We start from the raw sequence: 23,084 nt of genomic DNA on the forward strand, positions 1-23,084 counted from the left end.
CCTGCGGGGCAGGTGCACGAATGCACATAGTGTATAGTCAGCCTTCTGAACAATTAGTCTGATTTTGGTCCATGGAAAAGAAGATACTACTGACGGATTGCCCGGACGCCAAAGGCTTGATCGCGAAGATCACCAACATCTGTTACAAGCACCAGTTGAACATTACCAAGAACGACGAGTTCGTCGATCGCGCCCAGGGCCGCTTCTTTATGCGCACCGCCCTGGAGGGCAATTTCAACGATGCCACCCTGCTGGAAGACCTGGACATGGCGTTGCCGGAGGGGGCCGAGCGTAAGCTGGTGGCCAGCGGGCGCAAGCGCCTGGTGCTGATGGTTACCAAAGAGGCACACTGTCTCGGCGATATCCTGATGAAATGCTATTCCGGCGCTATGGACGTTGAGATTGCCGCGGTCATCGGCAACCACAAAGATCTGCAGCCGTTAGTCGAAAAGTTCGATATACCCTTTCACTGGCTGCCGGCGGAAGACCTGGAGCGCGCCCAGCACGAAGAGCAGGTGATGCAGCTGGTGGATGGCTACGCGCCGGATTACCTGATCCTAGCCAAATATATGCGGGTGCTCACTCCGGAATTTGTCGCCCACTACAAAAAGCGCATTATTAATATTCACCACTCCTTCCTGCCGGCCTTTATCGGTGCCAAGCCCTATCAGCAGGCGTTCGAGCGCGGGGTAAAAATCATCGGCGCTACTGCGCACTTTGTGACCGACGATCTGGATGAAGGGCCAATCATTGAACAGGATGTGATCCATGTTGATCACGGCTATTCCGCCGAATCCATGGCTAGCGCCGGGCGCGATGTGGAAAAGCAGGTATTGAGCCGCGCATTGCAACTTGTGCTGGAAGAGCGGGTCTTTATTCATGGCAACCGCACCGTGGTTTTTAAATAACGCTATTTGGGGGGAGAGATGCTCAACCGTTTGCCTTTGACCTACCTTGCGATTCCCATGGCTCTGTTTTTGACTGGTTGTGCCAGTGAGCCGACGGCCCCAAATCCGGGCTTGAAGGAGTCCTTCCATACCGAAATCGCAGCCAATGGTTCCAAGCGTTTCACCTACACACTGGAAATGGCCGCGCCACAGCTTCGCGGTCCATATACCGAAAGTCCCAACATGCGCAGCGGCATGGTGCGGCAGCAGGATCTGAACAGGGCGCGCCCCGGTCGAGGACAGCGTTTGAATTTTGATTACGCCCTGGAGCTGAAATTAAAGGAAACCGGCTTCTGTCGCGATGGCTATTTTGTCATTGACCGCGTAGTGTCACAGCTCGGTGGCGAGGTGCGCGGCGAGTGCCGCGATGCGGCCAAGCTTTAACCGCGAATAGCTTTTACCGGTTTTTCTGGTTGAATCTTCCATCGGCCGGCGCGATAAATCCCATCTGGCATCGCCATTCGCGCGACTGTTAGGCTTTGGTCATTGTTGGCCGAGTCTACTTGTCCCACCTGCTGAAGGGGATCCATGAAAAACCTATTTTGCCTGGCTGCGCTGTTATGCAGCCTATCTGCAAGCCTGCCGACCTCGGCGTTTTCCGACACCGACGCCTGTGGTGAGCTTCTCCCACCCACTCGAATTGTCGATGAACGGCGGGCACTTTCCTTCGCGAAGGGGGAGGGGCGCTATCGAGTTCAGTTCAACTATACGGGTGAGAACTGGACACACGCCGACGTTGCCGCGATCAAGGTGGATACGGACAGGCCCATTGCGGTGCTACCCATGCAGTACACCAAGCCCGGCCGCATGATGCCTGGTGCAATGGTCGATGGTCAGTCCATCGGTCAGCAGTGGAACCTGATCACCCAGGCGGAAATGGCGCAGCGACTGTGCAAACTGGGTTTTGTGGTTTTTACCCCTTCGATTACCGATTTCGGGGAAAACCTCGACGGCTACCAGGCGTTCGAGCATTTCATTGCCGGGCTGCACAAGGGCAACCGAAGAGTGCAGACAGTTCTGTTGACCGCAGATGCGCATAATCCCAATGTCCAGAACCCTTTGCCCGGTGCACAGATGCTGGTGACCGGCACTAACCCGCGCAATACCGCCTGGGAAAATCTGATCCAGCGCCACATCGCGCCTTTCTACGAACGAGTTTCTCTGGGCAACCGCGGTGCGCGCGTGCGGGGCGGGCACTCGGATGTGGAGGGCTCCTCCGCGGCCTGGCACCCTCTGATTGAGCGCGCAGCGGAGTACGGTCCCACGGTGACCATCATGGAAGTGTCGCGGGCCATCGATATTGTCGCGCGGGCGGGCTCTATCGAGGCTGGTAGGGAGTGGGCGGCACCGCTGTTCGACGCGCTGGCATTGGCGATGCAAGAGTATGCTTGCCAGGATGATTTAGCTAATTGTGAATAAGCATAGATTCTAGAACTGATCCGTCACCTGATTAGGCCCGTAACAACCCCCTGATTTTATGTGTTCGCAGACCGATTCAGGGGGAATCCAAATGCTCGATCAGTACAGCCTTCCGCTGGTAGCCCTTTCTTATGTAATTTCTGTGCTCGGCTCGTTCGCCGCACTGCAACTGGTAACGGGCATTGCGGAGGCGGTGGTAAAGGCAGACCGCCGGCGCGCCATCGCGTTTGCGGGCCTTGCCATGGGCGGTGGCGCCATCTGGTCGATGCATTTTGTGGGTATGATGGCGATGAAGTCCCATATGCCCATGTCTTACGATGTATTCGAGACACTTGTATCTGTCGTGATTGCGGTGGCGGCCTGCACCGGCGGTCTTGCCATTGTTGGCACCGGCAAATTCACCATCGACAAACTTCTCCCGACTTCCATTCTGATGGGGGTTGGCGTTGCGGGTATGCACTACATGGGCATGGAAGCGATGCTGATGCCCGCCAGCATCGAGTACAACCTCAATATCCTGATTATTTCCGTGGTGATTGCTGTGGTTGCCGCCTTCGCCGCCCTGTGGATGGCGTTCCACCTGCACGGCTTTTGGCAAAAGGTGGGCAGTGCGTTGATCATGGGGGTGGCGGTTTGTGGTATGCACTACACCGGCATGGCCGCGGCCAGTTACCGGCATACGGGAATTGTGCCGGAGGTGGGTTTTTTCGGAGCCTTGAGTAGTGAGCACCTGAGCATTGTGACACTCGCGATCAGTATTGCGATTATCGGTCTGACTTTACGGGTCAATCACTGGTACCGGAATCGCCCGGCGATTCCCCAGTGAAAAAACAGTAAAACAAAAAAGCCGGAGCAGTGCTCCGGCTTTTTTGTTTCTCGCAGACTGATCAATCAGTCCATATAGCTCTCAACCGGCGGGCAGGAGCAGATTAGGTTGCGGTCACCGTAGACGTTGTCGATACGGTTCGACGCCGGCCACACCTTGTGGTGCTTCAGCCACGCCGCCGGGCGACCGGCTACTTCGCGGCTGTAGGCGTGGGTCCATTCATCGGTCATTACATCGTCCTGGGTGTGCGGCGCGTTGTGCAGCGGGTTGTCCTCTGCAGTGTACTTGCCGCTGGCCACGTCTTCCGCTTCCTGGCGGATGGTTGCCATGGCCTCCACGAAGCGGTCCAGCTCTTCCTGCGCTTCGGATTCGGTCGGCTCGATCATCAGGGTGCCGGCGACCGGGAAGGACATGGTGGGCGCGTGGAAACCGAAGTCCATCAGGCGCTTGGCGATATCTTCCTCGGTGATGCCGCTGGTTTCCTTCAGCGGGCGCAGATCGATCAGGCACTCGTGGGCGATAAAACCATTGCTGCCCTTGTACAGCAGCGGGTAGTGCTCGCTCAGTTTCTTGGCCACGTAGTTGGCGTTCAGGATCGCGGTCTCGGTGGCGAGCTTCATGCCCTGTTTGCCCATCATGCGGATGTACATCCAGCTGATCGGCAGAATGCTGGCGGAACCCCACGGCGCAGCGGAAATAGTTCCGTTGACCGGATCGTTGCCCGGTACTTCGGTTACCGGGTGCCCGGCCAGATAGGGCTTGAGGTGTTCGCCAACGGCGATCGGGCCCATACCGGGGCCGCCACCACCGTGGGGGATACAGAAAGTTTTGTGCAGGTTCAGGTGGGATACGTCACCGCCGAACTTGCCCGGTGCCGCCACGCCAATCAGCGCGTTCATGTTGGCGCCGTCAATGTATACCTGGCCGCCGGCGTTGTGGATAAGTTCGCAGATCTCGCGAATGCCTTCCTCGAAAACACCGTGGGTGGACGGGTAGGTGACCATCAGCGCGGCGATGCGGTCGCCGTGCTCTTCGATCTTCGCCTTCAGGTCGGTAACGTCCACGTTGCCCTTGTTGTCACAGGCAACCACGACCACCTTCATGCTCACCATCATTGCGGAGGCGGGGTTGGTGCCGTGGGCCGAAGCCGGGATCAGGCAGATGTCGCGCTGGCCTTCGCCTTTGGCTTCCAGGTATTTCTTGATCGCAACCAGGCCCGCGTACTCACCCTGGGAGCCGGCGTTCGGCTGCAGGCTCACGGCGTCGTAACCGGTACATTCTGCCAGCATGGCTTCCAGCTGCTTGAACATCTCGCGGTAGCCTTGCGCCTGGTCGGCGGGGGCAAACGGGTGCAGCTTGCCGAATTCCGGCCAGGTCACCGGGATCATTTCCGCGGTGGCGTTCAGTTTCATGGTGCAGGAACCCAGCGGAATCATGCTGTGGTTCAGGGCAATGTCCTTGGACTCCAGGGTCTTCAGGTAACGCAGCATCTCGGTTTCCGAGTGGTGCGTGTTGAACACCGGGTGGGTCATGAATTCCGTTGCGCGCTGCAGGCTGGCCGGTACGCCGGCAACGCCCTTGGCGGCGAGCTCGCTGTCGATTTTTTCCAGGTCCAGGCCGTGGTCACCGCCAACAAAGATATCCAGCAGTTCGGAGACATCTTTCAGGGTGGTGGTTTCGTTCAGGCTCACGCCGAGGGCATCACTGCCCACTTTACGCAGGTTGATTTCAGCCTTGATAGCGCAGTCGAACAGCGCAGACTGCTTGTCGCCCACGGATACGGTGAGGGTGTCGAACCAGCTGTCGTGGGTCAGGCTCAGGCCTTTTTCTTTCAGGCCGGCGGCCAGGATATCGGTCAGACGCTGGATGCGTGCGGCGATGGTCTTCAGGCCGTCGGGACCGTGATAGATCGCGTAGAAGGCGCTCATCACGGCCAGCAGTACCTGGGAGGTACAGATATTGGAGTTGGCCTTCTCGCGACGGATATGCTGCTCGCGGGTCTGCATGGCCATACGCAGGGCGCGTTTGCCCTTGCTGTCCACGGATACGCCGATGATGCGGCCCGGTGCGGAGCGCTTGTAGGCTTCGCGGAAGGCGAAGAAACCGGCGTGGGGGCCACCGTATCCCATGGGGATACCAAAGCGCTGGTTACAGCCCACAACCACGTCTGCGCCCATGTCGCCAGGAGCTTTCAGTGCCACCAGGCTCATCAGGTCAGCGGCAACGGTCACCAGGGCACCAGCGTCGTGTACCTTGGCAATCAGGTCAGTGAGGTCGCGCACTACACCGGTAGAGCCCGGGTACTGGAACAGGGCGCCGAACAATTCTTCCGGCAGCTCGGTTTCCGGGTTGCCCACCTTCACTTCGAAGCCGAAGTGCTCGGCGCGGGTTTGTACGACCGCGATGGTCTGGGGGTGGCAGTCCGCGTCCACAAAGAAGATATTGGATTTGTTGCGCTTAACCTGGCGTTTGCACATGGCCATGGCTTCCGCGGCGGCGGTGCCTTCGTCCAGCATGGAGGCGTTGGCCAGCTCCATACCGGTGAGGTCCATGATCATTTGCTGGAAGTTCAACAGGCCCTCAAGGCGGCCCTGGGCGATTTCCGGCTGGTAAGGGGTGTAGGCGGTGTACCAGCCCGGGTTTTCCAGCACATTGCGCAGGATCACGTTGGGAGTGATGGTGTCGTGGTATCCCATACCAATAAAGGTACGGAAGATCTTGTTGCGGCTCGCCAGGGCTTTCAGTTCCGCCAGCGCTTCCTGCTCGTCTACCGCGTCCGCCAGGTTCAGCTCGTCGGATTTGCGAATGGCGGCGGGGACGGTCTTTTCAATCAGTTCGTCCAGGGTGGCGACACCGAGGGTGTCGAGCATGGCCTGGGTTTGCGCGGCGTCCGGGCCGATGTGGCGGCGGATAAAGGCGTCGTGCTGTTCCAACTGCTTGAGGGAAGGCTGGGTCATGGTGGTTGGATTCCTATAAACACTGAATGTGTTGCCGGCGGTCTGTTGTGGAAACCTGCGGTCGAAACGCGTTGAAACGACACTTTAGAAACAGAGTACCGGTAAAAAATAGCAAAGTAGGCCGTCGAAAGGGGGCTTCTGGCCCCGGCCGGCGCGCATCTTAGCAACCGTCGTGATTGCGGGCAATTGAAGCGAATACAGGTCAAATCTGTGCTGCATCCGGGGCGGATATGTGACATATATCCTGTTTTACCTGGTCTGGCGTTATTTTATTCTGTGTGGCGGCGGACTCGACAAACGAAAATACAGATGTGCGCCATACTGGTCGAATAACGATATGACGAGGGAAGGATCCCTGTCGTGATACTGGCCTCAAGGGGTGCCGGGTGGCTCCCGTACATCCCTCAGGCGGCGACGGCAAATCCCAAGGAGATCGGGGCTTAATCGTGTTGCGAACGGCCAAACTCAGCTCATTGCGCTTCAAGGCCTGCCTTTTTGCACTGCTACTTGTGGTGGCAATGTGCCTTTTCTTTATTCTGTTGGGCAGCGGCAGTCTTCAGTCACTCCTGGCGAAAAGCCGCGAGCATCGCCATCTCAATTTCCAGTTCCAGATATCCGGGTTGCTGCAGCAGTCACAGCAGGAATTGGCGCGACTGGCGGAGCTGATTGCGCTCAGTCCTCGGGGCAGGATTTCCTCGCGGAATGAATTGCGCAAGGCGATGGACCGGCAGTGGGAGCTGTTGCAGCAGAGCTGGGACTTGCATGCGCTGAAGGTTTATGACGCTGGGAACGACCCCATGCTGAGCTGGGGCTCCCCGCACAGTGCGCTGAGCCCGGAGCAGGTCAGCCAGGTTCTGTTGCGAGGTCAACCGCTGGAGCTGGTGCACTGCGAACACACCTGCGTGCAAAGCCTGGCGGTGCCCATGCGTGCTCGTGGCGGTGACTACGTTCTGCAGGTGGACCGGGCGCTGGTAAACCAGCTGCGGCGCTTTCGCGAAATGACCGGTTCAGACATCGGTATCCTGTCTGCGGTACGCGATAAGGCACCGGAGCAGGCGGGCAGCCGGTACCTGACGGGCTGGCACCGGGAAGTACTGTCAGTGACCTCCAGTGAACGGATACTACCTTTGCTGACCCGGGTGTCGGGCGAGGTGTCCACGCTCGGCGAATTGCAGCGCTCACGTGCCCATGAGATGGGTAATCGCCAGTTCGATATTCGCACTATGAGCCTGGATGTTGGCGATCGCGGTGCGCAGTTTGTTTTCGTCGAAGATGTGTCAAGCCAGGTCGAGCACATCGACGAGTCCGTGAAATTACTCCTTTTGTTTTCGGTACTCGGCGCGCTGATTTTCAGTGCCGCGGTGGCTGGAACCCTGTGGCGTCCGATCGTGCGCCTGCGTCGTCTTGCCGAGGCGTTGCCTCTGCTGACCAATGGCCGTTTCAATGATGCGCGTCAGTTGATCCGCCCGGTGAAAAAGTCGCTGGACAAGTTTGACGAACTGGATGTGCTGGACAACACCGGGCTTACGGTTTGTGACCAGCTGGAAGACATGAATGATATGGTGAGCCGCAAGACCGCGCAGCTGGAACAGATCGCCATGCACGATAGTCTGACTGGCCTCGACAACCGCTATAGCCTGCTGGAACAGTTGGAATTCTATCTGGATCTGGCGCGGCACCAGCCTCTGTCAGTGCCCGAGCGGGGGTATCTGTTTTTTATCGACCTGGACGACTTCAAGCAGGTCAATGACACTCTGGGGCATCAGGGCGGAGATGAACTGTTATTGGTGATCGCACGTCGCTTGCTGAGTGTGATGCGCTGCGGGGATATCGTTGCGCGGCTTGGTGGCGATGAGTTTTGTGTATTTGTGCGGGACATCAAGGAGCCGGATGCCTACCGGATTCTTGCCGAAAAACTGCTTAATACCGTGGCACAGCCGGTAAAAATTGAAGATAGCCTGGTGGCGGTGACCATGAGTATCGGGGTTGTCGCTATCGATGAAACGGCTGAAACCCTAGAACTTATTCTGCAGAAGGCGGATATGGCGATGTATCACGCCAAACGCCATGGCAAAAACAAATACCAGCTTTATACCCCCGATCTCCCGACCCTCTCCGAGCCGCCCACAACCTCTCCCAATCACACTATTCCCGGCGTTACCCCCAGCAAGGGAGTGCGCACGCCATTTGAACTCGTCACGTCAAAACTGCGCTAGCCGCAGCTGCCATGGTTTTGGCGCGTTCTGCCTCAAGCGCTGGACGAATTTTTCGTGTTTTGCCGGTTCGCCCCGCCTCTGTGGACTATCTTTAAATAGTAATCCTGCACGCGAATTCTCTACCGACATACCCTCGGTTAAAGAGTCGGCGGGAGGAAAAAGAGGTCGCTGTAATATCAACAGTGTCGGGCAGGCCGGGTCAAAAGCCCGGTTTAGAAAGGTTAACCAGTCGCACCATGGCGAGCAAAATTTACACCACCAACGATCAGCTTCTCGGTAGTTATCTGCGCAATTTACTGGAGTCGGCGGGTTACTCCGTACTGACCCAGAAAACCCGGGTAGAACTTGCCCAGGGCGGGCTGGACTGGAACTCCGAGCTCTGGCTAATTCGCGATTCCGAATTGGCCAACGCCCAGCAAGTTTTGCAGCAGGCGCTCTCCCGGGAAAGCGCCTGATCGAGCAAGTCTTTACATTTTTCCCTTGTTACATCTTCTCAAGGGTCTCGATACCCAGCAGGCCCAGGCCGGTAGCAAGCGTGCGCGCAACCAGGTCACACAATTGCAGGCGGCTCTGCTTCTCTTCTTCTGTCACACCTTCTTTCAGTACCGGGCAGGCCTCGTAGAAGCCCATGTAGGCACTTGCCAGCTCGTACAAATAAGTGCACAGCACGTGCGGGAAAGTGTCTTTGGCTACCTGGTCCAGCACCTCGCCAAACTGATTCAGCTTGATCGCCAGCGCGCGCTCGGCGTCGGTGCCGAGTACGATGTTACCTTTCAGTTCTGACGGATCCACACCGGCACGGCGGAAGATGCTGCGCACGCGGGTATATGCGTACTGCAGATAAGGAGCGGTGTTGCCTTCGAACGCCAGCATGGCATCCCAGTTAAATACGTAGTCGTTGGTGCGGGTCTTGCTGAGGTCGGCGTACTTCACCGCGCCGATACCCACCACGCGACCGATCTCGGCCTGCTCTTCCTCACTCAGGTCCGGATTCTTTGCCGCCACCAGCGCCGTGGCGCGCTCCACCGCTTCGTCCAGCAACTCGGCCAGTTTTACCGTACCGCCGGTACGGGTTTTGAACGGCTTGCCGTCGTTACCCATCATGGTGCCGAAGGCACAGTGTTCCAGTGTTTGCTCGTCGGCGAGGTAGCCCGCCTTGCGCGCAACGGTGAAGGCCTGCTGCAGGTGCAGGGACTGGCGTGCGTCAACTACGTACAGGATACGGTCCGCTTTCAGCACATTGGCGCGGTAGCGGATGGCGGCCAGATCCGTGGTGGCGTAGAGGTAGCCTCCACCTTTTTTCTGAATGATTACCACGCTGGGGTTGCCTTCTTTATCCGCCATTTCCGGCAGGAAGGCGACGATGGCGCCCTGGTCTTCTACCGCGATACCGCGGTCAATTAGGTCTTTCACCAGCACCGGCAGGTCATCGTTGTACTGGCTCTCGGCGTACACGTCGGAGCGCTGCAGGGTGACGCCCAGCTTGTCGTAGATCTCTTCTGCGTGGCTGATGGAAATGTCGATAAAGCGCTGCCAAAGCTTCAGGCAGTCGGCATCGCCACCTTGCAGTTTCACCACGTACTCACGGGCGCGGTCGGCGAAGCCGTCCTCTTCGTCAAAGCGGACTTTGGCCTCGCGATAAAAGACTTCCAGATCCTTGAGCGCAACCTCGGCATCCTGGTCTTCCATCTTGTCCGCCAAGTGCGCCAGCAGCATGCCGAACTGGGTGCCCCAGTCGCCCATGTGATTCTGGCGGATGACCTTGTGCCCCTGGAATTCCAACAGACGGGCGAGGGCATCGCCGATGATGGTGGTGCGCAGGTGGCCCACGTGCATCTCTTTGGCGAGGTTGGGGTGGGAGTAATCCAGTACCGCGGTCTGCGGCTCTTCCACCTTGGCGATGTTCAGGCGCTCGTCGGCGCGGGTCGCGGCGAGAGTGTCTGCCAGCCAGGATTCGCTCAGGTGGATGTTGATAAAGCCGGGGCCGGCGATCTCGACCTTCTCGATCATCGGCTGGTCGCCCAGGTTGTCCACGATCTTGGCGGCCAGCTCGCGGGGGTTGCTGCCCACCTTTTTGGCGGCGGCCATGGCGCCGTTGGCCTGGTAGTCACCAAAGCCGGCTTTTTTGGCCGGGGCGACGGCGGGGCTGCATTCGGCGGGGATGCCGGCGGCAGTCATGGCGGCCTGGAAGATGTCGTTAAGCTGCTGGCGAGTATTCATAGATGGGCGTTGATCCGGATTGGAGGTCTTGGACAATATAGAAGAAGGCGGGATTTTAATGGGCGGTGGGGGCATTGCAACCTGCGCGAGTTTACCGAGCTGGGGTAACATGGCGCGCGATCAAAAGAATAGAGAGGGGAATCATGGCTGGCACCGCATCGGGCACCACATTGTACTGGCACGACTACGAAACCTGGGGGGTAAATCCGGGGGCGGACAAGCCCTCCCAGTTTGCCGGTATCCGCACCGATGAGGATCTCAACATCGTGGGCGAGCCGCTGATGATCTACGCCAGGCCCGCCAGTGATTGCCTGCCGCAGCCGATGGCGGCGCTGGTGACCGGGCTGGCGCCGCAGAAGGCATTCGCCGAGGGCTTGCCAGAGATTGAGTTTATCCAGCGGATACTCGATGAGCTGGGGGCGCCGGGCACCTGTGGAGTGGGCTACAACAGCCTGCGATTTGACGACGAGGTCACCCGTCATACCCTGTACCGCAACCTGCTGGATCCTTACGAGCGCGAGTGGAAGTCCGGTAACAGTCGCTGGGATATTATCGATATGGTGCGGCTCACCTATGCGCTGCGCCCCGAGGGTATCGAGTGGCCACAGCGACAAACACCGGCTGGAGAGACGGTTCCTTCCTTTCGCCTGGAGGAGCTCACTGCCGCCAACGGCATCAGTCACGAGGGCGCACACGATGCACTCTCCGATGTGCGCGCCACCATTGATATGGCGCGCCTGATTCGAGACCGGCAGCCGAAACTGTATGACTATGTATACAACCTGCGCCGCAAGCAGGAAGTCGCCAAGCTCCTGAATCCCCGCGACCGCAAACCGCTGCTGCATATTTCCGGCAAGGTGCCGGCCACTCATGGCCATCTGACCTATGTTCTCCCGCTCGCCATGCACCCGGTCAATCGCAACGCGGTCATCTGTGCCAACCTGGCAATGGACCCGCAGCCGATTCTCGACCTGGATGCCGAGGCGCTGCGCGAGCGCCTGTATACCGCCCGCGACAAGCTGGCAGACGGTGAGCTGCCGGCGGGCCTGAAACTGATTCATATGAACCGCTGCCCGGTGCTGGCGCCGGCCAATATGCTGTCCGACCAGCGCGCCGCCGACCTGCAGATAGACAAGGCGGCCTGCGAGACCAACTGGCAGGCGTTAAAGGGGCTGGACCTGACGGAGAAACTGCACAAGGTCTTCCTGGATGGTGAGTTTCCGGCCAAGGATGTGGAGGCGCGCCTCTACGATGGCTTTATGAATGACGCCGACCGCGATATCTGCCGTCAGCTGCACAGCGCCCTGGCCAGCCGGGGCCCCGAGGCAATCGCCGGTCAGGTGCCGTTTTCCGATTCGCGCTTGCCGGAACTACTCTTTCGCCTGCGGGCGCGCAACTTCCCGGAAACGCTGAATGAAGAAGAGCGGGAGCGCTGGGAGGAGTGGCGCTACCAGCGCCTCACGGATCCGGCGTTTGGGGCGAGCATCACTATGGAGGCGTATTTTGAGGAGATCGCGCGCATGCGGGAGGAGTTCCCCGAGCGCAGTGAGCTGCTGGATCAGTTGGAAGCCTGGGGTGACGCGCTGATGGGGTAAGCGCTGTCTTCACAGGAGCCAGCCCCTCAATTCCGACTGTTCCACCCGCAGCCGCGCGCGTAGAATACCGGCCCGGTAAAGCAGCCGGCGATCCCGGCTCAAGTAGTGGAGAAACAATGGACTTTATCGGCGCCAATATCCTTTCTGTCAGCCAGTTCGAACGGGGTGACATCGACCGTATTTTTTCCGTGGCAGACACCATGGTTCCCTACGCCCGCCGGGAGAAAGTCACCCGGGTTCTCGAGGGCGCGATTCTCGGCAATATGTTTTTCGAACCCAGCACCCGCACCCGGGTAAGTTTCGGGTGCGCTTTCAACCTGCTTGGCGGCACCGTACGCGAGACGGTGGGTGTCTCGGCCAGTTCACTGGCGAAGGGGGAGTCCCTGTATGACACCGCACGGGTCCTTTCCGGTTACTCCGACATTATCTGTATGCGCCACCCGCAGGCCGGCTCCGTAGCGGAATTTGCCGCCGCGAGCCGGGTGCCCATCGTGAATGGGGGCGACGGTGCCAATGAGCACCCGACCCAGGCATTGCTCGACCTCTACACCATCCGCAAGGAACTGGAGGGCAAGGGCGGCTCCCTCGACAATTTCCGCATCGCCATGATCGGTGACTTGAAGCACGGCCGCACGGTGCACTCCCTGTGCAAGTTGCTGTGCCTGTTCAAGAACGTTCAACTGGTCCTGGTATCCCCGGGCGAACTGGCAATGCCTGAGGCAGTGGTGGAGAAACTGCGCGAGGCCGGGCATCAGGTAACCATCACCGATCAGCTGGAGCCGTCGATCAAGCATGTGGATATCGTCTATTCCACACGCATTCAGGAGGAGCGCTTCGAATCCCAGGCCGACGCCGACCGCTATCGCGGCCGCTTTCGCCTGAACCGTGACATCTTCACTCGCCACGCGGAACCCAACACGGTGATCATGCACCCGCTGCCGCGGGACTCCCGCGCCGAGGCCAACGAACTGGATTCGGACCTGAATGAGCACCCCAGCCTGGCGATTTTCCGTCAGACGGATAATGGCCTGCTGGTGAGGATGGCACTGTTTGCGATGCTGCTTGGTGTCGACGACAAGGTGGACCAGTACGCGCGCCCGATTACTTGGCAGACCCGACGCAATCAGGTCTAGCAACCGAGAAACGCAAAAAAGCCGGCAGTGTTGCCGGCTTTTTTGTGGATGCAGGTATCGGGGGATTAGTCCGCGACCTGGATACCCGGTGGCTTCCAGCTGCCTTTTCCCGGTGGCAGCACAGAGGGATCCCCGGTTTTCGGCCAGTACAGGCGCATCACCAGGTAAATAGGGCCATCTGGTGCCGGCAGCCAGTTGGCTTCCCGATCAGTGCCCGGTGAGGTTTTCTGGATATAGATGGTGACCGAACCGTCCTCGTTTTTCTTCATGTTCGATAGCATCGGCGAGTTGATCAGGTAGCGGTCAATCGGATTCTTGATCAGCAACTGGTTTTTGCCGTCGTACATGGTGACTGACCAGAAAGCATTGACCGGAGGCAGTTGGCCTTTGGCAAATGTCAGGGTGTATTTGTGCTTGCTGCCATCGAGAGTGTTTCCCTCGCTGTCAGTCCTGGTCATGGGATAAGTGGCCTCGACGGCGTCATTGCCATAAATACCGGCGGATGCAGCGGCCGCGCGCAGCAGCCAGTTGCCACTGTAAAATGACTGTGAGCCGGCGGGCGAGCTGATTTGCCAGCCGTTCATTCTGGTGCCAATACTCCGTACTGCCTCGGTCACTTTCTGCTCGCCCTGTTTTGCCCCCTGCATGACGGCTTGCTGCACGTCGTCAGGCAGTTCATCGAACGAGAACTTTTTGTCCGGCCCCACCCCAATCCGTGCCAGCTTCTGCCGGATTTCCCGGTCGTCTGTAAACGGGGCATTGAACTGCATGGCAAAGTCCAGATATTTGAAAAAGCTGGATTGCATGGACTGCTTGTCGATTGCCGGGAAGTTGATTTTGGCTGCCTGCTCTGGTTTTGCCATGCCAGCGAATGAAGACAGCGGCTGTACTTTGTAGCCGGCCTGGATCTTGATCACGTTTTCCATGTCGTCCGGGCTGAACAGCTGTGTACGGAAAATTGCGAGGGAGAAATCCGAGCCCGCAGTGAATACCTTGTCGATACTGTCGGGCTTTTCTCCTTTCCAATCTGGGCCGGTGATCAGGTAGTTGCCGGCCTCGTTGCCCGTCGCCCGGCTGCCGATATAGCCGTAATTGAAGGTATTGCCGTCATTCAGTTGAACTGAGTAATAACGCTTGTCGTTTATTTTCGGTACGGAGATCACCAAGGGCTCTGCGCGTAAATCCAACCAAACCATGGAGTAGGGCGTGTCACTATTGGGGGTGACAACCGTGGTGTCCTTATAGGTAAATACCCGGGCCTCGTTGTTGAGGTTATTGAACGGTGCCTTGAACTGGCCGGAGTTCTTGTTGATGGCATACTCGTACATGATCGAGTAATTCATCACGATTGGCAGGCCGTAAATAAAGCCTTCTTCGCCAATTTTGCGAGCCTCGTCGACACTGGGCCAATCTTCGGCCTGCGGTCGCTCGCTGATGATTGTGGCCCACAATGCGGAAAGGAGCGTGGCTAGTATCAGGCCAAGCTTAGTAGTGCCACGGGTGAACGATGTATCCATCGTAACCTCCGAGATATTCTACGCGTAGACGGTTTCCCAACGGCGTTGCGGCCACGGAATTTCGCCAAGTGTAGTCTGGCGGTTATCGCGTTCCATCTACTGCTCTTCCGCGTCCTCTCAGCCGTTGCCACATTTCGCCATTTTTGATCTCGAAAGGGCCGCAATTCCGCCCGCCCCGCGCCAGCTTGTTTTCATTTAATGCCTTCAGAACTTAATGGTCTGGAGGCTTCTGTGAACCGTCCCTTTTTCCACCCGCCGCGTATCCAGCGCGATCTGTTGATCCTTCCGAGCGATGAATACTATCGCCGCCGCTATCGCAAAAATCGTGGCGGCAGCTGGTTACTGTTGATTGTCACGGCTGCCGCGGTGCTGTTTGCAGCCATTGGCGTCCGCGCTCAGAGTCTGGAAGCTGCCGATGCCGCGCAGTTCGAAACTGTGAGCATGGATGAGTCCGGCAGTGGCGACCTGTTGTTCAGCAGCGGTGAGCCCGGCCGATATATTCCGGCGATTCATCTGGGGACAGAGGTGGATATCCGCGTGCGTGGACTGGTTGCCGAGGTAGTACTCGCGCAGCAGTTCCGCAACACCAGCAATGAATGGCAGGAGGCTGTGTATGTGCTGCCGCTGCCGGAGAATGCCGCTGTGAATGGTATGGAGATTGTGGTCGGTGAGCGCCGCATCGTCGGCAAGGTGCGCGAGCGGGAGGAGGCCAGGAAGGTTTATAAAAAGGCGCGGGAGGAGGGTAAGCGTGCGGCGCTGCTGGAACAGCAGCGTCCGAACCTGTTTACCAGTCGCGTTGCCAATATCGCACCGGGTGAGGAGGTGTCGGTTGAGGTTCGCTACCTGCAGACTCTGCGTTTTGACAGCGGCCAGTTCAGCCTGCGTCTGCCCACTACGCTCACGCCGCGCTATATGCCGGGGGCGCCGGCCGCTTCAACGCAATCCGTTGCACTGAATGCGCACGGCTGGTCACTACCCACCAATGAAGTGCCGGACGCGGAGCAGATTTCGCCGGTGATGATGCCACTAGCAGAGATCGCGAGCCATCAAGTTGGTGATCAAGATAGTCATCAGATGAAAATCCGTGTTGACCTTGGGATGGGACTGCCACTTGCGGATATACACAGCCCCTACCACGAGGTGAATTTCCGCCGCGAGGAAAATCATCATTACCGGGTTGGCCTGAAACATGGTGCGGCTCCCATGGACCGGGATTTTGCGCTTTTCTGGCGTCCGCAGACCTCATCCATGCCGTCCGCGGCGTTGTTCGCCGAGCAATCGGCAATGCCAGCTGAGCCCGGTGCGCAGTATTTGCAGCTCTTATTGCTGCCGCCGCAGGAGAGCCTGGCCGCGCGCAAGTTGCCCCGCGAAGTAGTGTATGTGGTGGATACGTCGGGCTCCATGGGAGGCAACTCTATTCGCCAGGCCAAGGAAAGCCTGCTATTGGCACTGTCACGCCTGACGCAGATGGACCGCTTCAATATCATCGAATTCAACAGCAACCACCGCAGCTTCTTTCCGCGCCCAACCGCTGCGACTTCGGACAATATTCAGCGCGCGCGCAGCTGGGTGGAATCGCTGCAGGCCACCGGTGGTACTGAGATGGCGCCGGCGCTGAAGGAGGCTCTGTCGCAACAGCTGGATCACCAGGCCGGCACGCTGGTGCGGCAGGTCGTGTTTATTACCGATGGCTCTGTGGGCAACGAGCGGGCCCTGTTTGAACTCATCCGCCAACGCCTCGGTGAGACGCGCCTGTTTACCGTGGGCATCGGTTCCGCACCCAACAGTTTCTTTATGACCAAGGCGGCGCAGTACGGCCGCGGTAGCTTTGTACAGATTGGCGATCTCGCGGAAGTGCAGGCAAAAATGGGCGCGCTGTTTGAAAAGCTGGAGAGTCCGCTGGTGACTGACCTGCAGGTGCAATGGCCGCAGGGGGTGAAAGTGGAGTCCTATCCCAAGCGGTTGCCGGACCTGTATCGCGGTGAGCCTATCCGCCTGGTCGCCAGAACCGATGGCAATGCGCTTGGTAGCAGCGCCAGTGGCGAAGTTGTCATTAGCGGTCGCCTTGCCGGTAAGCGCTTTTCCCGCAGCCTGTCCCTGAGCGCGATTGCGGTGGATGATTCCGGAAAAGGTATCGGCAGCCTGTGGGCGCGGGAAAAAATTGCCGCGCTGCGTGACGAGCAGCGCGAACGCGGCCCGCTAAGCGATCCCGAAGCGCTCGACCCATTGCGCGAGAATATCCTCGGCCTGGCACTCGGCTATCAGCTCGCCAGCCCCTACACCAGCTTTGTTGCAGTGGAAGAAACACCGGTGCGCCCGCAGTCAGAATCCCTTAAGTCGAGCCCGGTACCCAATGCTGTTGCCCGTGGGCAGGTTATGCAGTCCTTCACTTATCCATCCACTGCCACGGGGGTCTATGGGCAGATGCTGTTCGCGGCGATTTTGCTCACACTCGGAGGGCTGTTGCGGTTGCTGCAGCGCACCCCGCAAGTGGTGGCTTCTTTATTCACTCGCTGGAGGCTTGTGCGCAAGGGCGTTGCCCATGTCGAGCGCTCACTGCGTCGCTGGCTGCGCACAGTGATTCCGGATATGCGCCGCCGCAACGCTTGTATCAACAACGGCTATCGTTCGGGAGTGTCGCGGTGATGCACCCGGCAAAAATTGCCACCTGGCTGTCTGCACTGTGTTTCGCGATCGGCCTCTGGCAGCTCGGTGGTAGTGCCTGGTTGCTGTTCAAGGCGGAAGTGGCGCAGTACCTGATCAGTGATTCATGGCAGCATCAGCTCGCCAGCGGACAGACGCAAAAGCCCTGGCCCTGGGCGGATACCTGGCCGGTAGCACAGCTGAAGCTGGGGGAAGAAAAGCCTTTGACGGTATTGCACGGAACCAGTGGCCAGGCACTGGCATTCGGGCCGGGGCTGCTCACGGGCTCCGGCGAACCCGGCAATCTGGATGAGCCCCGAACCACAGTGATCGCCGCCCACAAGGATACCCATTTTCGCAATCTCGGCGCTCTTACGAAGGGTACGGTGATTCAGCTGCAGGATAGACATGGACGCTGGCACTTCTACCGGATTAGGGGGGCAAAAGTCGTCAACAGTGAAACGGACCGCTTGCCCGTTGCCGATGTGCCAGGGCTGTTACTGGTGACCTGTTACCCGTTTGATGCGGTAAGTGCGCGCGGCCCCCTGCGGTACCTGGTGTACGCGGATTATGTCGATGTGGCATCGACCGTGCAGTTGTAACTCGTTATCGATCGACGACTGCGATTGTGGACGGTTTTGCTCAATGCGGAAGTCTGCTGGTCTCAAATACCCCTGGTACGGCTGTTCTTCCTTAGTGTTTCCCCTGTGCCTTAAACGCCAATTAGCGTGACCAGATGTGCCATTCCGGACTCGATTATGTAACAAAAATAACCGCTTTATCCGCTATATATTTCGCTAAAACCATCAATTGGCAAATAATTGTTTTACAAATTGGTTTTATTTGTTACTAATCGTCCTGTCTGGAAAAACGTTTGTAGTAATACTACAATCGCCCCCGCTTAAGCACTTGCAGCCGGTTAATTGAGGGCATCCCTGTGCGCCGCAAGGCGCGCGCCCTACAGTTGACGGGCCGAGAATTCAACGCCGAATTCAAAGTCGAGCCGGTATTAACGAGCCCCATAACGGGCTCCTATGGCCGGCGGTATTCAGGTCGCGCAGTCCCTCCCGTTTTCGCTTTTTATGGAAACGTTGACCACAGTTCGTTGCTTTTCCGCCATTTCAGATGGCGATTTGGCGAACGTGGACACGGAACCCGGGGGAAATCCCGGTGTTTGAGGTACTGTTGCGCAGCAAAAAATTCTGACCATAAAAACACCGACTCGACGTCGTATATTCGCCGAGGAGCATTTGATGCACGAAGAAACCGACATTCAGGAAACGCAGGAATGGCTGGATGCGCTGCAGGCGGTCATCCGCCACAGCGGCAAGGAGCGCGCTGCGTTCCTGATCAAGCAGCTGTCTGACCGCGCCACCAACACTGGCGTTCAGTTGCCGGCGGCCATCACCACCCCGTACCGCAATACTATTCCGCCAGAAGCGGAAAAGCGTATGCCGGGCGACCTGTTTATGGAGCGTCGTATCCGCTCCCTGATCCGCTGGAACGCGCTGGCCATGGTGGTTCGCGCCAACTCCAACAGCGACAGCCTGGGTGGCCACATCGCCAGCTTCTCTTCTGCTGCGACCCTGTACGACGTAGCGTTTAACTACTTCTTCCGCGGTAACGAAGGGGAAGAGCGCGGCGACCTGATTTTCTTCCAGGGCCACAGCGCGCCGGGCATCTACGCCCGCTCCTACCTGGAAGGCCGCTTCGATGAAGAGCAGCTGGACAACTTCCGCCGCGAAGTGAACGGCAAGGGTCTCTCTTCCTATCCGCACCCCTGGCTGATGCCGGAATACTGGCAGTTCCCCACCGTGTCCATGGGCCTGGGCCCGATCCAAGCGATCTATCAGGCGCACATCATGCGCTACCTGTCTGCACGTGGCCTGTCCCCGCGCGGCGACCGCAAGGTGTGGGCATTCCTGGGCGACGGCGAGTGTGACGAGCCGGAATCCCTGGGCGCGATTGCCCTGGCTGGCCGCGAGAAGCTGGAAAACCTGGTATTCGTGGTTAACTGTAACCTGCAGCGTCTGGATGGCCCGGTACGTGGTAACGGCAAGATCGTGCAGGAGCTGGAAGGCGTATTCCGCGGTGCCGGCTGGAACGTGATCAAGGTCCTTTGGGGTCGCCTGTGGGATCCGCTGTTCGAGAAAGACGAGAAAGGCCTGCTGCAGAAAGTCATGGACGAGACCGTCGATGGTGAGATGCAGAACTTCAAGGCCAACGGTGGCGCCTACACCCGCGAGCACTTCTTCGGCAAATACCCGGAACTCAAGGAGATGGTCCAGGACTTCTCCGACGAAGAGATCATGAAGCTGAACCGCGGCGGCCACGACCCGTACAAGGTATACGCTGCCTACGCCGAAGCCATGGCGAGCAAGGGCAAGCCCACCGTGATCCTGGCGCAGACCGTAAAAGGCTACGGCCTGGGCGCCGCCGGCGAAGCCGCGATGGATACCCACAACGTCAAGAAGATGGACACCGAAGCACTGAAACGCTTCCGCGACCGCTTTGCGATTCCGATTACCGACAAGGAAATCGAAGAAGTACCTTATTACCGCCCGTCTCCAGACAGCCCGGAAATGAAGTACATGGCCGAGCGCCGCAAGGCACTGGGCGGCCCGGTTCCTTCTCGCACTACCGAAGTGGCCAAGCTGGAAATCCCGGAACTGGACGCGTTCAGCGCTCTGACCAAAGGCTCCGGTGACCGCGAAATTTCCACCACCATGGCGTTCGTACGCGCGCTGTCCGTGCTGGTGAAAGACAAGAAGATGGGCCAGAACGTGGCGCCCATCGTGCCGGACGAAGCCCGTACCTTCGGTATGGAAGGCCTGTTCCGTCAGCTGGGTATCTACTCCTCCCAGGGGCAGAAATACACCCCGGTCGACCACGGCCAGATCATGTATTACAAGGAAGACAAGAAGGGCCAGGTGCTGGAAGAGGGCATCAACGAAGCCGGCGCCATGTCCGCGTGGATGGCCCTGGCGACTGCCTACAGCAACCACGGCGTGCCGATGGTGCCTTTCTACATCTATTACTCCATGTTCGGCTTCCAGCGCATCGGCGACCTCGCCTGGGCGGCGGGCGACATGCAGGCGCGCGGCTTCCTGATCGGTGCCACCGCCGGCCGTACCACCCTGAATGGTGAAGGCCTGCAGCACCAGGACGGTCACAGCCACGTGCTGTCTGCCACCATTCCGAACTGTAAGAGCTACGACCCGGCTTACGGCTACGACCTGGCGGTGATCATGCGCCATGGTCTGAAGGAGATGTACGAAGAACAGCAGAATATCTTCTACTACGTCACCATCGAGAACGAAAACTACCTGCAGCCGGAAATGCCGCAGGGCGTGGAAGAGGGCATCATCCGCGGTATCTACAAGCTGGAAAACAACTGCCGCAAGCCGGGCAAAGGCAAGGCTGCGAAGAAGCACGTGCAGCTGGTGGGTGCCGGCTCCATCCTGCGCGAAGTGCTTGCCGCAGCAGATATTCTGGCCGACCAGTTCGGTGTGACCTCCGACGTGTGGAACCTGACCTCCGCCACCGAAGCTTCCCGTGAAGCTCAGGACGTGGCGCGCTGGAACATGCTGCACCCGACCGAAGAAGCGCGCAAATCCTGGATTGGCGAGCAGTTCGAGGGCAACGAGACGCCGGTGGTTATCTCCACCGACTATATCCGCGCCTACGTTGAGCCGCTACGCGAGTTTATCGACGGCGACGTGATCGCACTGGGTACCGACGGCTTTGGCCGTTCCGACAGCCGCGAGCAGCTGCGTCGCTTCTTTGAAGTGAACCGCAATTACGTGACCATCGCTGCACTGAAAGGTTTGGCGGATCAGGGTGTGATCGAAGCTTCTGAAGTGGCCGACGCCATTAAGAAACTGAACATTGACCCGGAAAAAGTAAACCCGCGTCTGGTTTAAGGCCCGCTGAAAAAAGGAAGGCAAGACATGGCAAAACAAGTCATTAAAGTGCCTGATCTCGGCGGCGCCGATCAGGTAGATGTAATTGAAATCGCCGTTGCCGTGGGTGACACGGTGGCGGAAGAGGACGCGCTGATTGTGGTGGAGGGCGACAAAGCCTCCATGGACGTCCCCGCACCGGTTGCCGGCAAGATCCTGAGCATCTCCGTGAAGGAAGGTGACAAGGTCTCCGAAGGCGACGTTATCGGCGAAATGGAAACCGACGCGGGCGACGATGCCGGTAGCGAAGCGGCAGAAGAAGCTGCCCCCGCACCGGCGGCAGAGCCCGCACCGGCGCCGGCTGCAGAAGAGGCCTCCGCCCCTGCCGCTGGTGAAGAAAAGGAAGAAGAAATTGTCGTTCCCGACCTCGGCGGTGCCGATGCCGTGGACGTGATTGAAATTTCCGTTTCCGCTGGCGACAGCGTGGAAGAGGGCGACGCCCTGATTGTGGTGGAAGGCGACAAGGCCTCCATGGACGTACCGTCTTCCGCTTCCGGCACCATTGTCTCCATCTCCGTAAAGGAAGGCGACAAGGTGTCCTCCGGTGATGTGATCGGTGTGATCAAAACCGTCTCTGGCGGGGCGGCGCCCGCTCCCGCCGCTGCGGCACCTGCTCCGGCCCCGGCCGCAGCGCCGGCCAGTGAAGCTGTGGCTCCACAGGAAGCACCGAAACGCGACCCGCACGTAGAGCGCGATCACACCCCATCCGCCGAAGTTTACGCCGGCCCCGCCGTGCGCAAACTGGGCCGCGAGCTGGGTGTCACCCTGAACAAGGTCAAGCCGTCTGGCCCGCGTGGTCGTGTGACCAAGGATGACCTGTATGCCTATATCAAGGAGCAGGTGAAGAAGGCGGAAAGTGGCGCGACCGGTGGTGTTGGCGGCGGTATCGGTATTGCACCAATGCCGGAGATTGATTTCAGCCAGTTCGGCCCGGTCACTACCGAGCCGATGAGCAAGATCCACAAGCTGACCGCGGCCAATATGTCCCGCAACTGGTTGAACGTACCCCACGTTACCCAGTTCGACGACGCCGACATCACTGAGCTGGAAGATTTCCGCAAGGCGATGAAAGCGGAAGCCGACAAGCGCGGTGTGAAGCTGACACCGGTGCCTTTCCTGCTGAAAGCGGCGGCCGCAGCGCTGCGTGAAGTGCCGAGCTTCAACGTGTCCCTGCACAATGATGGCGAGCACATCGTTAAGAAGGACTATGTACACATTGGTATGGCGGTGGACACACCGAAAGGCCTGATGGTTCCTGTAATCCGTGACGTGGACAAGAAAGGCCTGTACGAGCTGGCAGAAGAAGCGACCGCTATGGCGATTGCCGCCCGCGACGGCAAGCTGAAGCCCCGCGACATGCAGGGCGCCTGCTTCACCATCTCCAGCCTCGGCGCCATTGGTGGCACCGGCTTTACTCCGATCGTGAATGCGCCGGAAGTAGGCATCCTCGGTGTTTCCAAACTCGCGATTCGCCCGGAGTGGAACGGTAGCGAATTCGTGCCGCGCAAGATGCTGCCACTGGCGCTGTCTTACGATCATCGCGCTGTGAACGGCGGTGACGCGGGTCGCTTCCTGACCTACCTGGCTGGCGTGCTGGCCGACGTGCGTCGACTCCTGCTGTAATCTGCGGACGCTCAATCTACAGGAAG

The 23,084-nt window shown here is 58.8% G+C and carries 15 protein-coding genes; 12 read left to right on the forward strand and 3 right to left on the reverse strand.

Annotated elements, in window-relative coordinates; genetic code table 11:
* The first annotated feature begins 71 nt into the window (after window positions 1-71).
* The 4 genes from purU (at window position 72) to LC059_RS01845 (ending at window position 3,192) form a co-directional block, all read left to right on the forward strand.
* Window positions 72-908, forward strand: coding sequence for a formyltetrahydrofolate deformylase (purU, locus tag LC059_RS01830; protein WP_226702124.1), 837 nt, complete (start codon window positions 72-74; stop codon window positions 906-908).
* An 18-nt stretch (window positions 909-926) separates the two neighbouring features.
* The gene (locus tag LC059_RS01835; RefSeq protein WP_226702125.1) at window positions 927-1,331 is read left to right on the forward strand and encodes a hypothetical protein; all 405 of its coding nucleotides are present in this window, start codon (window positions 927-929) and stop codon (window positions 1,329-1,331) included.
* A 144-nt stretch (window positions 1,332-1,475) separates the two neighbouring features.
* The gene (locus tag LC059_RS01840) at window positions 1,476-2,366 is read left to right on the forward strand and encodes a hypothetical protein (RefSeq protein WP_226702126.1); all 891 of its coding nucleotides are present in this window, start codon (window positions 1,476-1,478) and stop codon (window positions 2,364-2,366) included.
* Window positions 2,367-2,457: 91 nt separating this feature from the next.
* Entirely contained in the window at window positions 2,458-3,192 is a 735-nt protein-coding gene (locus tag LC059_RS01845; RefSeq protein ID WP_226702127.1) for an MHYT domain-containing protein, read from the forward strand.
* Window positions 3,193-3,257: 65 nt separating this feature from the next.
* Here the strand turns inward: LC059_RS01845 and gcvP are convergent, their stop codons facing one another.
* Window positions 3,258-6,149, reverse strand: a complete 2,892-nt coding sequence (gene gcvP / locus LC059_RS01850) for an aminomethyl-transferring glycine dehydrogenase (protein WP_226702128.1) — start codon at window positions 6,147-6,149, stop codon at window positions 3,258-3,260.
* A 446-nt stretch (window positions 6,150-6,595) separates the two neighbouring features.
* Here gcvP and LC059_RS01855 point away from each other — a divergent pair, with 446 nt between their 5' ends.
* The gene (locus LC059_RS01855; RefSeq protein WP_226702129.1) at window positions 6,596-8,365 is read left to right on the forward strand and encodes a diguanylate cyclase domain-containing protein; all 1,770 of its coding nucleotides are present in this window, start codon (window positions 6,596-6,598) and stop codon (window positions 8,363-8,365) included.
* A 236-nt stretch (window positions 8,366-8,601) separates the two neighbouring features.
* Window positions 8,602-8,820 (forward strand): DUF2007 domain-containing protein, encoded by a 219-nt coding sequence (locus LC059_RS01860; protein WP_226702130.1) that lies wholly within the window; start codon window positions 8,602-8,604, stop codon window positions 8,818-8,820.
* Between the two features lie 28 nt (window positions 8,821-8,848).
* On the opposite strand, the gene argS is transcribed toward LC059_RS01860, so the two are convergent.
* On the reverse strand, window positions 8,849-10,585 hold the full coding sequence (gene argS / locus LC059_RS01865) for an arginine--tRNA ligase (protein WP_226702131.1): 1,737 nt from the start codon (window positions 10,583-10,585) through the stop codon (window positions 8,849-8,851).
* Window positions 10,586-10,728: 143 nt separating this feature from the next.
* On the opposite strand from argS, the gene sbcB reads away from it, so the two are divergent.
* Both sbcB and LC059_RS01875 read left to right on the forward strand, forming a co-directional pair.
* On the forward strand, window positions 10,729-12,180 hold the full coding sequence (sbcB, locus tag LC059_RS01870) for an exodeoxyribonuclease I (RefSeq protein ID WP_226702132.1): 1,452 nt from the start codon (window positions 10,729-10,731) through the stop codon (window positions 12,178-12,180).
* A 116-nt stretch (window positions 12,181-12,296) separates the two neighbouring features.
* On the forward strand, window positions 12,297-13,313 hold the full coding sequence (locus LC059_RS01875) for an aspartate carbamoyltransferase (RefSeq protein WP_226702133.1): 1,017 nt from the start codon (window positions 12,297-12,299) through the stop codon (window positions 13,311-13,313).
* A gap of 65 nt (window positions 13,314-13,378) precedes the next feature.
* Here the strand turns inward: LC059_RS01875 and LC059_RS01880 are convergent, their stop codons facing one another.
* A complete protein-coding gene (locus LC059_RS01880; RefSeq protein WP_226702134.1) occupies window positions 13,379-14,830 on the reverse strand; it encodes a DUF1254 domain-containing protein in 1,452 nt (483 codons plus the stop codon).
* Between the two features lie 231 nt (window positions 14,831-15,061).
* On the opposite strand from LC059_RS01880, the gene LC059_RS01885 reads away from it, so the two are divergent.
* From LC059_RS01885 to aceF, 4 genes are all read left to right on the forward strand, one after another.
* Window positions 15,062-17,476, forward strand: coding sequence for a marine proteobacterial sortase target protein (locus tag LC059_RS01885; protein WP_226702135.1), 2,415 nt, complete (start codon window positions 15,062-15,064; stop codon window positions 17,474-17,476).
* Entirely contained in the window at window positions 17,476-18,075 is a 600-nt protein-coding gene (locus tag LC059_RS01890) for a class GN sortase (protein ID WP_226702136.1), read from the forward strand. The genes LC059_RS01885 and LC059_RS01890 overlap by 1 nt, the downstream gene beginning before the upstream one ends.
* Before the next feature lie 651 nt (window positions 18,076-18,726).
* Window positions 18,727-21,396 carry a pyruvate dehydrogenase (acetyl-transferring), homodimeric type gene (aceE, locus tag LC059_RS01895; RefSeq protein WP_226702137.1) on the forward strand — a complete coding sequence of 890 codons (2,670 nt, stop codon included), beginning with the start codon at window positions 18,727-18,729 and terminating at the stop codon, window positions 21,394-21,396.
* 27 nt (window positions 21,397-21,423) lie between these two features.
* The gene (gene aceF / locus LC059_RS01900) at window positions 21,424-23,058 is read left to right on the forward strand and encodes a dihydrolipoyllysine-residue acetyltransferase (protein WP_226702138.1); all 1,635 of its coding nucleotides are present in this window, start codon (window positions 21,424-21,426) and stop codon (window positions 23,056-23,058) included.
* The last annotated feature ends 26 nt before the right edge of the window (window positions 23,059-23,084 follow it).

This window comes from Microbulbifer elongatus (assembly GCF_020524885.1).
In the GTDB taxonomy this organism is placed as follows: domain Bacteria; phylum Pseudomonadota; class Gammaproteobacteria; order Pseudomonadales; family Cellvibrionaceae; genus Microbulbifer; species Microbulbifer elongatus_A.